Annotated in this window: 16 protein-coding genes and 1 other annotated feature; of the genes, 12 read left to right on the top strand and 4 right to left on the bottom strand. The window is 33.1% G+C overall.

What is annotated here, in order from left to right; all coding sequences use genetic code 11:
- The first annotated feature begins 134 nt into the window (after positions 1-134).
- The 7 genes from MKY60_RS10230 (at position 135) to MKY60_RS10200 (ending at position 5,068) form a co-directional block, all read left to right on the top strand.
- Positions 135-272 carry a hypothetical protein gene (locus MKY60_RS10230; protein WP_241599149.1) on the top strand — a complete coding sequence of 46 codons (138 nt, stop codon included), beginning with the start codon at positions 135-137 and terminating at the stop codon, positions 270-272.
- Positions 232-450 carry a hypothetical protein gene (locus MKY60_RS10225; protein WP_340879711.1) on the top strand — a complete coding sequence of 73 codons (219 nt, stop codon included), beginning with the start codon at positions 232-234 and terminating at the stop codon, positions 448-450. The genes MKY60_RS10230 and MKY60_RS10225 overlap by 41 nt, the downstream gene beginning before the upstream one ends.
- A 144-nt stretch (positions 451-594) precedes the next feature.
- Positions 595-822 carry an AAA family ATPase gene (locus MKY60_RS10220; protein WP_340929743.1) on the top strand — a complete coding sequence of 76 codons (228 nt, stop codon included), beginning with the start codon at positions 595-597 and terminating at the stop codon, positions 820-822.
- Positions 823-1,140, top strand: a complete 318-nt coding sequence (locus MKY60_RS10215; RefSeq protein WP_241599156.1) for a TOPRIM nucleotidyl transferase/hydrolase domain-containing protein — start codon at positions 823-825, stop codon at positions 1,138-1,140. It begins immediately after the preceding gene.
- 100 nt (positions 1,141-1,240) lie between these two features.
- Positions 1,241-1,516, top strand: a complete 276-nt coding sequence (locus MKY60_RS10210) for a hypothetical protein (RefSeq protein ID WP_241599158.1) — start codon at positions 1,241-1,243, stop codon at positions 1,514-1,516.
- 640 nt (positions 1,517-2,156) lie between these two features.
- Positions 2,157-3,398: a DNA polymerase IV gene (locus MKY60_RS10205; protein ID WP_241599160.1), complete on the top strand. Its 1,242-nt coding sequence runs from the start codon at positions 2,157-2,159 to the stop codon at positions 3,396-3,398.
- A gap of 701 nt (positions 3,399-4,099) precedes the next feature.
- Positions 4,100-5,068 carry a DNA polymerase IV gene (locus MKY60_RS10200; protein WP_340931087.1) on the top strand — a complete coding sequence of 323 codons (969 nt, stop codon included), beginning with the start codon at positions 4,100-4,102 and terminating at the stop codon, positions 5,066-5,068.
- Here MKY60_RS10200 and MKY60_RS10195 read toward each other — a convergent pair.
- Positions 5,059-6,504 carry a UDP-N-acetylmuramoyl-L-alanyl-D-glutamate--2,6-diaminopimelate ligase gene (locus MKY60_RS10195; RefSeq protein ID WP_241599163.1) on the bottom strand — a complete coding sequence of 482 codons (1,446 nt, stop codon included), beginning with the start codon at positions 6,502-6,504 and terminating at the stop codon, positions 5,059-5,061. The genes MKY60_RS10200 and MKY60_RS10195 overlap by 10 nt on opposite strands.
- 121 nt (positions 6,505-6,625) lie before the next feature.
- On the opposite strand from MKY60_RS10195, the gene rnz reads away from it, so the two are divergent.
- Positions 6,626-7,567 carry a ribonuclease Z gene (gene rnz / locus MKY60_RS10190; protein WP_340929740.1) on the top strand — a complete coding sequence of 314 codons (942 nt, stop codon included), beginning with the start codon at positions 6,626-6,628 and terminating at the stop codon, positions 7,565-7,567.
- A gap of 27 nt (positions 7,568-7,594) precedes the next feature.
- On the opposite strand, the gene MKY60_RS10185 is transcribed toward rnz, so the two are convergent.
- Complete coding sequence (locus MKY60_RS10185) at positions 7,595-7,762, bottom strand: hypothetical protein (RefSeq protein WP_241599167.1); 168 nt, start codon at positions 7,760-7,762, stop codon at positions 7,595-7,597.
- A 31-nt stretch (positions 7,763-7,793) separates the two neighbouring features.
- Positions 7,794-8,609: a pyrroline-5-carboxylate reductase gene (gene proC, locus MKY60_RS10180; RefSeq protein WP_340929737.1), complete on the bottom strand. Its 816-nt coding sequence runs from the start codon at positions 8,607-8,609 to the stop codon at positions 7,794-7,796.
- 101 nt (positions 8,610-8,710) lie between these two features.
- Positions 8,711-8,924: a binding site (T-box leader), on the bottom strand.
- 120 nt (positions 8,925-9,044) lie between these two features.
- Between proC and MKY60_RS10175 the strand changes: the two genes are divergently transcribed.
- Together MKY60_RS10175 and MKY60_RS10170 are read left to right on the top strand one after the other, a co-directional pair.
- On the top strand, positions 9,045-9,989 hold the full coding sequence (locus tag MKY60_RS10175; protein WP_340929734.1) for an MBL fold metallo-hydrolase: 945 nt from the start codon (positions 9,045-9,047) through the stop codon (positions 9,987-9,989).
- Positions 9,976-10,728: an SDR family NAD(P)-dependent oxidoreductase gene (locus tag MKY60_RS10170; RefSeq protein ID WP_241599172.1), complete on the top strand. Its 753-nt coding sequence runs from the start codon at positions 9,976-9,978 to the stop codon at positions 10,726-10,728. Before MKY60_RS10175 ends, MKY60_RS10170 begins: the two co-directional genes overlap by 14 nt.
- Positions 10,729-10,854: 126 nt before the next feature.
- On the opposite strand, the gene MKY60_RS10165 is transcribed toward MKY60_RS10170, so the two are convergent.
- A complete protein-coding gene (locus MKY60_RS10165; protein WP_090569512.1) occupies positions 10,855-11,019 on the bottom strand; it encodes an aspartyl-phosphate phosphatase Spo0E family protein in 165 nt (54 codons plus the stop codon).
- A 374-nt stretch (positions 11,020-11,393) separates the two neighbouring features.
- Between MKY60_RS10165 and MKY60_RS10160 the strand changes: the two genes are divergently transcribed.
- Both MKY60_RS10160 and MKY60_RS10155 read left to right on the top strand, forming a co-directional pair.
- A complete protein-coding gene (locus MKY60_RS10160) occupies positions 11,394-12,050 on the top strand; it encodes an HAD family hydrolase (protein ID WP_340931086.1) in 657 nt (218 codons plus the stop codon).
- Between the two features lie 34 nt (positions 12,051-12,084).
- Positions 12,085-12,381 (top strand): antibiotic biosynthesis monooxygenase family protein, encoded by a 297-nt coding sequence (locus tag MKY60_RS10155; RefSeq protein ID WP_340929732.1) that lies wholly within the window; start codon positions 12,085-12,087, stop codon positions 12,379-12,381.
- Positions 12,382-12,755: the final 374 nt, after the last annotated feature.

The following is a 12,755-nucleotide window of genomic DNA, read 5'->3' as shown; positions in this document are numbered from 1 at the left end:
CAGAAGAAATTGAAATGCATGGACTAAAGAAATCAATACATGGACCAAGAGGTCAGTTTATTGTTAGATTAGTTTATAACTTTGAAAATGACGTTGAAAGAGCATCTAAATTAAGTGGTAATTAGGATCATGACATGGGAGAAGAACATTGGATGGGTGGCGGTAAAAGTGGTAGTCATTTTTTGAATGTATTTCCAGAAATTATTTATATTCCAGCTGTAAAAAATGCAAGTGATGATATTAAGGATTCATCTCCATATAGTCTACGATGAATATAAAGAAGCACAGGCTAAAACCTTACTATTACAAGATAAAATAAATGGACACGATAATGATCAAATAAAATACTTCGAAAATGAAGTTAAAGTATTTTTAAAAGAGGTAACTGAAACTAAAATAAGAATTAATGTTGATATAAATCCATTAGATGAAATTGTTGGACTTCTTTAAAGCCGAATTTTGATTATAATGGTCTTGAAACTTTGTTAGATCATCAGGGATATGGAGTTCAAAGAACTTTTATCCTCTCTATACTCAAAGGGTTTAAAATGTTTAACAAAAAATATCAATCAGAAGAAAAGGGTAGGCAGACCATTGATAATAGCTATAGAAGAGCCTGAACTTTATCTACATCCTCATCTTGCGATAGTTTTTAAGGATACACTATATAGTTTGGCAGATGAAGGTTTTTTTCAAGTTTTAGGCACTTCGCATTCACCTAATTTTATCGATTTGTCACGTTCTAATAGAACCCTGGCTAAACTCTCTTTAGATGATAAGAAAAATGTCATCACACATCAAGTGGCCTCAGACATTTTTTGATTGCCAAAACACGAAAAAAATAAATTTCAAGCTTTACTAAAATTTAATCCATATGTAAACGAGATATTTTTTGCTGAAAATGTGATATTAGTTGAGGGAGATACAGAGTTTATTGCTTTAAAATTAATTGGCGAAAAGCTAATAGAGAGGGAAGAATTAGAAAATGATATATATCAAAGAACATCCGTTGTAAATTGCGCAGGAAAAAGAAAGGTGTATGTTGTGTTAAACGTTCTAAATAATTTTGGTGTTAAGTTACCTGTATTCACGATTAAGATATTACAGAGTACAACAAAAAAAATGAAAAAAGAACTATAACTGCACTTAAAAGTGTTTTAACTCTTAACCATAAAATTGAGAATTTATGTAAGCATCGAAATAATAAAAAAGCATTTTTCGACATACTTTTAAAGCTGAAATGCCAGAGGATTATGAGAAAGGAAGTTCAAAATCATTTGCTGCATATGAGTATACTTCGGGAAAAGAGATAAAAGATTTACCTTGTGGATTACTAGTTATAGTAAGTTTTGCGTATAATATTCCAGTGGAAAATGAACTTAACCATGACAATGAAATTCTTCTTGGTTATTATAACTGGGATGTACTCAATAATGCTAAAGAAGAATGGTTACCAGAACCTGAGAAAAATATATTATTACAGTTAATCAATAAGACAATATGGCGTACACTTTAACTACTCCAAGATAATGGTGCTAGTTATTTATAATAAAGATTGATAATTTGTAATAAAGTTCGATTAAAAGCATCTCAACTCCAAAGAAACTTTAAGAGGAATTTTATTGAATATTTATGTTGAGATCACTTTAAATATTGTAAGAAAATATTTAAACTAACGGTTAGCAATTTAGATGAATAAGAAGAGATTTAGTTAAAGTGTGGTTATATAAAAAAAACAACTCCATAAAATTAGGAGTTGTTTTCACTTTTAATTCATTGTGAAATTGTCTCTTAAAAGACACTTAACAGTGAATTAAGTTTGATAACGCTAATAAAAATTATCACTTTTTTTCTAAAGTAGATTGGGCGTACAAAGAAGAGTCGATTAAAACGAAAGAATGACTTGGAATGGGAAAGAGTAAGAAATGAGTGATTTGATAATTATCAAAGAAGATAAAGTAATAGTAAAATAAGGTATAATAGGGTGAACTCATGTGGGTAGACAGATATGTTTTATATTTTTTATTATTGTCTTTAATTTAGATTTTTATATTATTTAGCAAACCGAATTATAGTTAAGATTTGTTATAGAGTATAGAGAAATAAAATACATTAATTTGATTTTTACGATTTACAAGATGAAAAATGGTGAGAAAATGAAAAAAACTGGACGAATAATTTTGCATATCGATTTAAATAGTTTCTATGCTTCAGTAGAACAAGTATACAACCCTGAACTTAAAGGAAAGCCAATAGCTATTGCAGGGAATCCATCTGAACGTAGAGGCATCATAATAACGTGTTCATATGAAGCGAGAGCATTAGGTGTTAAAACAACTATGAATGTAGTGGAGGCAAAAAGAAGGTGTCCAGAACTCGTCATCCTACCTCCAAATTTTGATCGTTATCGTGATTCATCGAAACGGTTCTTTAATTTACTAAGAGAGTTCACATCATTACTAGAACCTGTATCAATAGACGAAGGCTTTCTAGAGATCACAAAACTAAGTGAAAATAGACATGCATTAACTATTGCCCATGAAATACAAGCGCGTATTTGGAATGAGCTTTCATTACCATGTTCCATCGGTGTGGCACCAAATAAATTCTTGGCAAAAACGGCATCTGATATGAAGAAGCCGATGGGAATTACTATCCTTAGAAAGCGCGATGTGCCAAATGTATTATGGCAACTTGATGTTATTGAAATGCATGGTATTGGTTCACGTACAGCTGAAAAATTAAATGTAGTAAATATTAAAACAATTGGTGATTTAGCAAATACTGACGAACATAAGATTCGCTCTATGTTGGGTAAGAACGGGGAGAGATTACGTCAACATGCAAATGGCGAAGACAACCGTGAAGTTGATCCAAATTCTATATACGATACAAAAAGTGTAGGCAATTCAATGACACTACCAAAGGACATAACTGATTTATATAAACTTCGTCAAACTATAGAGAAACTGTCAAAGAAAGTAGCAGATCGATTACTTGCAAAGCGTCTCGCAGGCAAGACAGTAATCATATATATACGTGATGCAGATTGGAACAATCAAACGCGTAGTAAGACTGTATCAAATTCCGTTCAGTCAAAAGAAGAGATTTTAGATATTGCTTGGTCGCTATTCCAAAAGTATTGGGATGAGTCACCTGTACGTTTACTAGGTGTAACTGTTTCAAATGTTATTAATAAAAATGAAACAACAAAACAATTGACAATGTTTAACTTCGAGGAATTTGTTAAGGAAGAACCAATCATTCAACTCATAGATAATATTGAAAAGAAGTTTGGTAAAGGGGTCATCCAAAAAGGAATCGATATAGGAAAATCCTCAAAATATCAAGCTAACTCTAGCTTGAGTAAGGATTTTTTGGATGACCACAGAGAATAAAATTATCAATAATTTCCAGAAAGAGGTTATGATAACATTTTAAATTACTTTAAATATTACCAATATCAACAGAATTAATTATATCTATTTGACCTTTTTGTAATGGTAATTAAATTGAGAAATAAAAGAATTCGAGTAATTCAAGGAAACAGGCACAATTGCATAATTGGTGCCTGTTTGCTCTTCTTGTAATTTTTAGGAAAACGATTATATATTTTCATTTCCTTCATATGATGCTACAAAATATAAAGTTGAGAATTTAGAAATTACGATAAACCCTGATTGAAAAGTTTTAAAAAGAAATACTGAGATATTGAAATTAAATGAAATGTATGAGGGCAATAAGATTGAAGTTCTAAATATAATTAATAAAAAAGAATGTATCCTGAAACTAAACTTTATGAGATGGTTAGTGGCTACCCTTAAGTTTTCAATTCCATTGAAAATTTTAAAACTTGTATTTATGCAAATGTTTTGAAACTTAAGAATTTACACGCAAATCTTAGTCGAAGCTTACTTACGTTCGTTATCATCACTTTTAATTCAGAATTTTATACTATTTTCTTTTAACGATAATACTTTGAAATATGTACATTTAATTGTACATATTTAATTGTTGAGATTTGCCTATGTTTGTAGGTTTTTAAGAATAAGTGCATTAATATGTACACAGATAATTTTATGATACACCGCTATTTGAAATTTTAAGGTCCTATACACATCTTGTAGAGCCTGTTTCGATAGATGAGGGGTATATGGATTTAACGGAAGTTGATATGAACAACGATGCAGTGAGCTTTGCAAGATCTATTCAGGATCGCATTATACGAGAGCTAGATTTGCCTTGTTCCATTGGTATTGCCCCTAACAAGTTTCTTGCGAAAACGGCATCCAATATAAAAAAGCCTATGGGTATAACTGTTTTGCGGAAAAGACAAGTAAATGAAATCTTATGGCCACTCCCAGTAATAGATATGCATGGAATTGGGGAGAGTACTGCAAAGAAATTAGAAACGATTGGTATTATTTCTATAGGAGATTTAGCAAATGCAAGTCCTAATTTACTAAAAGAAAAACTTGGGAAAAATGGAGTCCGACTTCAAAATCGGGCGAATGGGATTGATAATAGGGAGGTAGATCCTGAATCTATTTATGACACGAAAAGTGTTGGGAATTCAACTACATTGCCATTTGATGAATCGAATATAGAGGACCTTGAAAAAGTATTTATTCGTTTATCGAAAAAAGTGGCTGCTAGACTTGATGCCAAAAATCTTGCTGGACGGTCCATTACGATACATATACGTGACGCTAATTGGAAAAACAAAACAAGAAGTAAAACTGTAACTAACCGTCTCTATAAAGAACAAGAAATAAATCAATTAGCATTAGATCTATTTCAAGCTTCTTGGAATGGGGATCCAGTTCGGTTACTAGGTGTAACAGTGAACAATGTCTATGACAAAGGAGAATCAGTCGAACAACTATCTATTTTTAATTTTGAAGAACATGCTAAAGAAGAGCCAATATTAAAGCTTGTGGAACAATTGCAAGGGAAATTCGGAGAAAATAGTATTAAACGTGGTATGAAATTAAAAAAGAAACCTTTATTGGAATCAAAAACAAGTTTTAGTAAAGACTTTTTAGATGACCATGACCATCATAAATAGTATTGGTTCTGATGTACAAACGAATCGTTCAAATAATTTAATGTATGTAAATCAGATAAAGTAGGTAATGCAAATTTTTGTTGATAATTTTCAATTCCTTTGCCAGTAATAACGATTAAGTCATTATACTGAGCAAGATCCCATGCGTACTGAATAGCTAAAGTTCGATCCGGAATAATCACACATTTATTCATCGGATCCAATGAAGTGAGTTCTTCTATCATTTGTTGAGTTGGTACACCATTTAAGTCATCAAAAGTTAATATACATGTGTGACAATTATTTAAAGAAATCTGTATCATATTACTTCTTTTTTGGACGTCTCTATTTCCCCTAAAACCAAAAACATGCACTATTCTTTCGGGATTATATAAGTTAGCGGTTTCTAAAATGTGAGAAAAAGCATTTCCAGTGTGAGCATAATCCACAATGAAGTTTGCTCCATTTGGATGTTGAAACATTTCGAATCTACCTGGAACTCCGCTAAAATGTTGCAATGAATTCTCAATATCTAATGGTTCGATATTTAAAGAGACTGCTGTCGAAAAAGCAAGTGCAGCATTTTCTAGATTGTGTTTACCTTTCATACGATTATTAATCGAATAGCTCAGCGGATGTCGTTTATTCAACACTAACGATTCATTACTTATTATATGTGTAGGATCTGTCCCATTTACTTTAATAACTTCTCTATTCATTGAAGAGACATACTCACAAAGCCGTTCTCCCCATATTGAGTCAGATTTGATCACGGCAATTCCACTCGGTTTTAAATAGTTGAATAATGATTGCTTAGCCAAATAGTAGGATTCCATATTTTCGTGGTAATCTAGATGCTCATGCTCTAAATTAGTAAAAATACAATAATCAAATCGTAGACCCTCCACGCGAGCCTGAGCTAAACCATGGGAAGACACTTCCATTATGATAGCACGATCATTACTAGTAACCATAAGCTGATTTAATGTTAAAGCATCAAGAGTTGTATGTGTAGATATGTTTTCAACACCATTGATAATAGTGCAAATACTCCCAAATAAAGAACACGAAATACCTGCGGATTCTAAAATATGCTTTAACATATAAGAGGTAGTTGTTTTTCCGTTTGTACCGGTAATTCCAATCATTATCTTGTGTTGAGTAGGGTTTTCGTAAAATATATTCGCTAATAAGCCTAATGCTTTTCTTGAATTATTTACTTGAATATAAGGCACACCAATAGATGAGAGATTTTCTTCACCAACGACAACGCAAGCTCCATTTGAGATTGCATCCTCTATAAACTCGTGTCCGTCTTTGTGAGTTCCTGAAATGGCAACAAATATGTAATTGTTCTCTACTTTTGCAGAGTTAAAAGCAAGACCATCTATTTCAATGGATTCGTCTTCTTTACTTATGTTAATGCCTAAAGGCTTTATCAATGTCTCTAATTTCATAAGTTATGAACTCCTTTTGATTGTTTAATTATTGTTAGCAGTTTTGTTTTTTACATACATGGAATTTAGGGGTAGACTTATAATTACAATATGTCCTATTGAACAAAGGAAGTGAGTAAATATGCAATTATTATTTTTAGGTACTGGTGCAGGAATGCCATCGAAACAGCGTAATACTACATCTACAGTATTGAAACTATTAGAGGAGCGAGGTTCTTTTTGGATGTTTGATTGTGGGGAAGCCACTCAGCATCAAATTTTACATACGACTCTAAAACCTCGTAAACTGGAAAAGCTTTTTATCACACATTTACATGGGGATCATATATATGGGCTACCTGGTTTGCTAGGATCCCGTTCTTTTTTAGGTGGTCTAGAACCTCTTACAATCTATGGACCAACAGGGTTGAAGAATTGGATAGAAGTAACCCTTTCTATTTCCAAAACTCATGTGAAATATCCATTAACAATTATAGAGATTGAAGAAGGCGTTATTTTTGAAGATGAAGAATTTATTGTAGAGGCTAAACTATTAGAGCATGTAGTGCCCTGCTTCGGATATACTGTCAAACAAAAAGCCCTTGCACCTGAACTCTATATTGAAAAAACAGATGCTTTAGGAGTTCCAAGGGGACCTTTACTAAAACAATTGAAAGAAGGGCATGATGTGTTACTTCCAGATGGAAAAGTTGTGAAGAGTGAGGAAGTAACTGGTGCTCCAAAAGAGGGATTTAAAGTAACGATATTAGGGGACACAAAATACTGTGACAACTCTATATGGTTAAGTGAAAATGCAGATATCGTCGTCCACGAAGGAACATTCGACATGGAAACTGCTGAGCTTGCTCGACTTTATGGACACTCTACTATAGTGGATGCAGCGGAGGTTTGTGAAAAAGCGAATGCTAAGCATTTAATCGTTAATCATATTAGTGCACGGTTCATGCCATCTGATTTAAACAAGATGCTTAGCCAAGTTGAAGAATATAGATTTCCCATTTATATTGCCGAAGATTTTACAGAATATAGTTGGATTAATGGTACATTAATTCCCCTAAAATGAAAAAAGAGATTCCGAGCGAGGATTACTTCACTCAGAATCTCTTTTTTTCTCTAATATAACTAAACTTACGGTAGCGATAGGCCCTAATAATAATGATAGTAGGAACCAATTAAGACCGCTTCGATTTTTACCTTGAGCAATTCCAGCATTTATAAAAGCTAGTGTACCCCAACCAACAAAATATGAATTTTCCATTTTATTTTATAATCCTTTATAATTATTTTTTTCAAGTTTCAAATAGTTTCCCGAGTTCTCGTGATCTGTTTTGTGCAGCATTAATACAAGCAAAAATAGCTTCATTCACTTTATGCTCCATTAGTTGTTCCAAACCTGCTTCTGTTGTGCCACCTGGACTAGTAACTTTTCTACGCAGCTCTTCAGGTTCCACATCACCTTTCTTCAGCATTTGTGCGGCACCTTCCATCGTCTGTATAAATAGTTGACGAGCATCTACCTTGTTTAAACCATGCTCAATAGCTGCGGATTCAAACTGTTCAGCAAAATAGTATAAGTAAGCTGGACCGCTTCCTGAAAGTGCGGTAACAACATGTAAATCTTCCTCTGCCACGACCTTTACAGAACCAATTGATTCTAAAAGATTGATGATGGGTAGTTTGGATGCTTCTGGAATAAGTTCATTCCAGCATATAGCAGATGCACTCATTCCAACAGCTGCAGAGGTATTTGGCATTACACGTGCAATTGGTCTATTACCTAGAGAATTTGTAATGGTTTGTATACTTATACCCGCAATAACGGAAATTATTGTAGTATTATTGTTTAAATATGTTGCCAGACTTGTAAGAGCTTCATTTGCATCTTTTGGTTTCATGGCTAGAAAAATAATATTAGCTTCAGTTAGAGCCTTTTTCTGATCACATACAATTTGCACATTGTATTTTTCTTTTAAATAGTTAAGCTGGTTTTCATCTGATTTATTCGTAACATAAATAGATTCAGGTGAAATTATTTTTTCTTTTGTTAAACCATGTATAATAGCCTCTACCATAGCACCTGCACCTACAAATACAATTTTCGTCATATAATTTTCCTCCCTTTAGTTTACCTGATTTCCATTAAAGTTAATGAAAGTAGAGCGGTATAAAAACTAGGACAAAATAAAAAAGCACTCTCATCCCATACAATAAGGACGAAAACACTTGTTTTCCGCGGTACCACCTAGATTTGCTGATAAATTTTCAGCACAACTTATTCCTTCGTATCGAGAAGGTACGACCATGTTTACATAGTTGCTCAGAAGTAGGTTCTATAAACGAGCGGGAGGTGAAATTTGCACCAGGTCATTTCACTCTCTTAACTCCATCGTATATGTACTAATCTTCATCGTAGCTTTTATATTCTGAATTAATGAAATTATATGCATCTTATCATAAAAAGTCAACCATATTTCCGTGACGGTAACCCGAAATAAGAGTACAATGTAATGAATGACTATTCATTAATAAGGAGAATTCAAATGATACATAAAATTATAGTTCCCACTCCCTTTGCAGTAGGGGATGTCAATGCATATATAGTTAAAGGCGATGCATTGACATTAATTGATGCTGGACCAAAAACAGAACAAGCATTATCCACATTAACACAAGGTATAAAAGAAGCGGGCTATGAGCTTACTGATATTGAGCAAGTTGTTTTAACTCATCATCATCCCGATCATGCTGGTTGGACAGATGCATTTGAACAAGCAACTATTCTTGGTCATGAATACAATCAAGTATGGATGACCCGTGATGAAGATTTCCTACAGTATCATGACCGATTTTACTTACAGTGTCTAAAAGAAGAAGGGGTTCCGGAGGAGTATTTTAATTGGGTGGAGAAGATGAGAAGACCATTAAGCCTTTTAGGGAGTCGTTCTCTAGATACTTATTTATGTGAAGGGGACATTCTACCAGGTCATCCTGATATCCAAGTGCTTGAAACGTTAGGACATGCACAAAGTCATTTGGCATTCTGGTCTGAAAGTTCCAAAGTTCTAATAGGTGGGGACCTTATTCTCGAAAAAATTTCATCTAACCCATTAATTGAGCCACCATTAAATCCACAAGAAGAGCGCCCAAAATCGATGCTACAGTACAATGCTTCATTGAAAAAAATACAGCAACTACCTATTGAGAAGGTTTATAGTGGTCATGGTAACGAAGTATTTAATATAAAGGAACTAGTTACATTTAGACTAGAAAAACAAAAAGAGCGGGCACTCAAAGTACTAGATATGATGAATGACGGTGAAAAAACAATTTTTGAATTAACAAAACAATTATTTCCAAAAGTTTATGAAAAGGAACTTGGCTTGACACTTTCTGAAACAATTGGTCAAATAGATTATTTAATCGATAATGGGCTTATAATTGCAAAACGAAATGAAAAAGGAATTTTGTTATATGAGCAAAACTAAAAAAATTTTAATAACGGGTGCTACAAGTGGAGTTGGACTATTGCTTGCTAGAACTCTACATGATGTTGGTCATCAAATATGGGCGTCTGGTAGAAATAACGATGTATTAAACAATTTATCAGCTATTGGAATACATACAATTGAAGCGGACTTAACTATCGAACAATCCTTCGATTCACTTTTTAACAAAATGGGTACACCAGATACCGTAATTCACTGTGCTGGTGTTGGAACCTTTTCTTATTTATTGGATATGGATGAACGAGATATGGAGAAAATGTTTAATGTAAACGTATTAGCACCGATGAAGCTTACAAAGTACTTTGCAGAAAAAATGAAAACACGAGGGTTTGGTCATTTCGTTTTTGTTGCATCTCAAGCAGGTAAAGTAGCTACTCCTAAAGCATCTGCATATGCAGCATCTAAGCATGCCATTCTCGGGTTTGCAAATGCTATCCGAATGGAACTAAAGGAATTTGGTATCGAGGTTACAACTATAAATCCAGGACCAATTGATACACCCTTTCTAGATTTAGCTGATCAAACGGGTAATTATAGAAACAGTATGAAAAAACATCTATTGACTCCGGAAAAAGTGGTAGGCTCTATAGAAAAAGTGATTGAAAATCCGGTAAGAGAGGTTAATCTTCCTTCTTACATGAGTATTACAAGTAAACTATATGCTATGGCTCCGTCAATTGTCGAAACAGTTGGGAAAAAGTATTTCATAAAAAAATAACACATTAAAAAACCGACTTATCCTTTTAAAAAGGATAAATCGGTTTTTTTAACAATTTTTGATGTTTTTACTCAAAGTTTTGGTAGAACCATTGGAAGTTAAGATAGGTATCTGTATATACCATTTTTAGGAAACTTTTCGTTGGTATCTATTGAGTAGTTCATCCAGCTCCTGACTGCAAGTAACGACAATTGGATGAGTAAATCCAAGTCTTTTTGCCTTTTTATACATATCCTGTTTTTTTAGCTCGATTCGTAGCAATAACGATTTTTGGTGCAATTGACTTTTCACAATATTTCTTCCTCCATAGTGTGTATTAGCTTCATCTCATGAAGTGTATATCTTGTAGGTTATGTAGCAACTTGATTATTGTATAATAAGGATATTGCAAAGAATGTCGGATTGTGAAAAATATACACATTTCACAAAAATGTCACATTTGGATGATTTCTATCGTAATTATTATAACAATTGAACATTTTACTGGACATTTTTTAATTTTTATTTCCCTGATATTTTATATAATCTTTCGACATAAAAAGGAATAATGAGAGCTGATGAAGAATATTAATAAAATTGAAATTGTGCAAACAAGCTGGAAATTTGAAAATAGCTACATAAAGCTATTTCAAAACATAAAGTAGGAAAGTGGGGTTTTGAAATTGATAAAAGGAGTTATATTTGATTTTGATGGTTTAATTGTAGATACAGAAACTACATGGTATGAAGCATTCAAAGAAGTTTTTTATGAAAGTCATCAAATAAATATAGATTTACTAGGATATTCTCAATGTATTGGGACAGGAAATGATGTTTTATACAATTACTTCCGGGAACTAGCAGGTGAAACCGTCAATTGTGAAATGCTAGAAAAGCATGCAGCTATTAGGTACGAAACTATGATGAAAGCACCTATACTCCGTGAAGGTGTTAAAGATTATTTAGATGAAGCTAAACAAAATAATCTTAAAATAGCACTAGCTTCTAGTTCATCAAAGAGCTGGGTACATAAGTACCTAACTCAACTAAACATAATGGAGTACTTTGAGGTCATTAATACACAAGATGATGTGAGCAATATTAAACCTGATCCCGAACTATATCTTAAAACATTAATAGACTTAGGACTGTCACGTGAAGAAACAATTGTTTTTGAAGATTCTCTTAACGGATTGAGTGCAGCAAAACAAGCAGGTATTCGCTGTGTCATAGTTCCTAATAATGTTACAAAACATCTGAAGTTTGAGAACTTTGATGAACGAATAAAATCTATGGGAGAAATCTCTTTAAGTGAGCTATTAAAGAGGATAGAACAAAGGTAATTTTATAAGTTGGAAGTACAAAAGGAGTGTTAACATGATATTAGAGGCAGTAATGCTACAAGTTAAACCAGGTACTGATAAAAATTATGAGGAGGCTTTTCTTCAAGCATCCAAAATTATTTCAACTATGCCAGGCTATATATCACACGAATTACAACGTTGCATGGAAGTAAAAGGTAAATATTTACTGCTAGTAAGTTGGGAAACCTTAGAAGATCATACAGTTGGTTTTAGAGAATCGAGCGAGTATCAGGAATGGAAGAAACTACTTCATCCATACTACGATCCCTTCCCAGTCGTCGAACACTTTGAGAAAGTGCATATATACTAGAACAAAACATAGACTTAGTACTCTAATTAATAGAGTGAACTAAGTCTATTTTTTTGTACCTTTCATATAGTGTTCCCGTATTTAGATTAATAGCATCTTTCAAACATGCTGATGTCGACACAGGTCAAGTTTTAAGCCATCTCAACTACAACTAATCATGATGACTTCTCTATCTGTTTCCAGATGATTAGTCACCATATTTAAGAAAAACAATTAAGTGACTAGTCCACAATAGAATTTTACTCGGGTTATTTCCTCTATAGATGACATCATCGCATTATTAAATTTAATACCCACAAGCACCTGCTAACTTTTTTAAACGTAATCCAATAGCAATCGTTCAAAGTACAGTTAATGAAGGAATGAATAATTAT

It is taken from the genome of Psychrobacillus sp. FSL K6-1415 (assembly GCF_038003185.1).
GTDB classification, from domain to species: domain Bacteria; phylum Bacillota; class Bacilli; order Bacillales_A; family Planococcaceae; genus Psychrobacillus; species Psychrobacillus psychrodurans.
This window is presented reverse-complemented; position numbering and strand designations above follow the sequence as displayed.

Coding starts and splice junctions, on each gene's coding strand:
- MKY60_RS10230 (WP_241599149.1), top strand. CDS start 135: ATGGGAGAAGAACATTGGATGGGTGGCGGTAAAAGTGGTAGTCATTTT.
- MKY60_RS10185 (WP_241599167.1), bottom strand. CDS start 7,762: ATGGAAAATTCATATTTTGTTGGTTGGGGTACACTAGCTTTTATAAAT.
- proC (WP_340929737.1), bottom strand. CDS start 8,609: ATGACGAAAATTGTATTTGTAGGTGCAGGTGCTATGGTAGAGGCTATT.
- rnz (WP_340929740.1), top strand. CDS start 6,626: ATGCAATTATTATTTTTAGGTACTGGTGCAGGAATGCCATCGAAACAG.
- MKY60_RS10155 (WP_340929732.1), top strand. CDS start 12,085: ATGATATTAGAGGCAGTAATGCTACAAGTTAAACCAGGTACTGATAAA.
- MKY60_RS10205 (WP_241599160.1), top strand. CDS start 2,157: ATGAAAAAAACTGGACGAATAATTTTGCATATCGATTTAAATAGTTTC.
- MKY60_RS10170 (WP_241599172.1), top strand. CDS start 9,976: ATGAGCAAAACTAAAAAAATTTTAATAACGGGTGCTACAAGTGGAGTT.
- MKY60_RS10195 (WP_241599163.1), bottom strand. CDS start 6,504: ATGAAATTAGAGACATTGATAAAGCCTTTAGGCATTAACATAAGTAAA.
- MKY60_RS10175 (WP_340929734.1), top strand. CDS start 9,045: ATGATACATAAAATTATAGTTCCCACTCCCTTTGCAGTAGGGGATGTC.
- MKY60_RS10210 (WP_241599158.1), top strand. CDS start 1,241: ATGCCAGAGGATTATGAGAAAGGAAGTTCAAAATCATTTGCTGCATAT.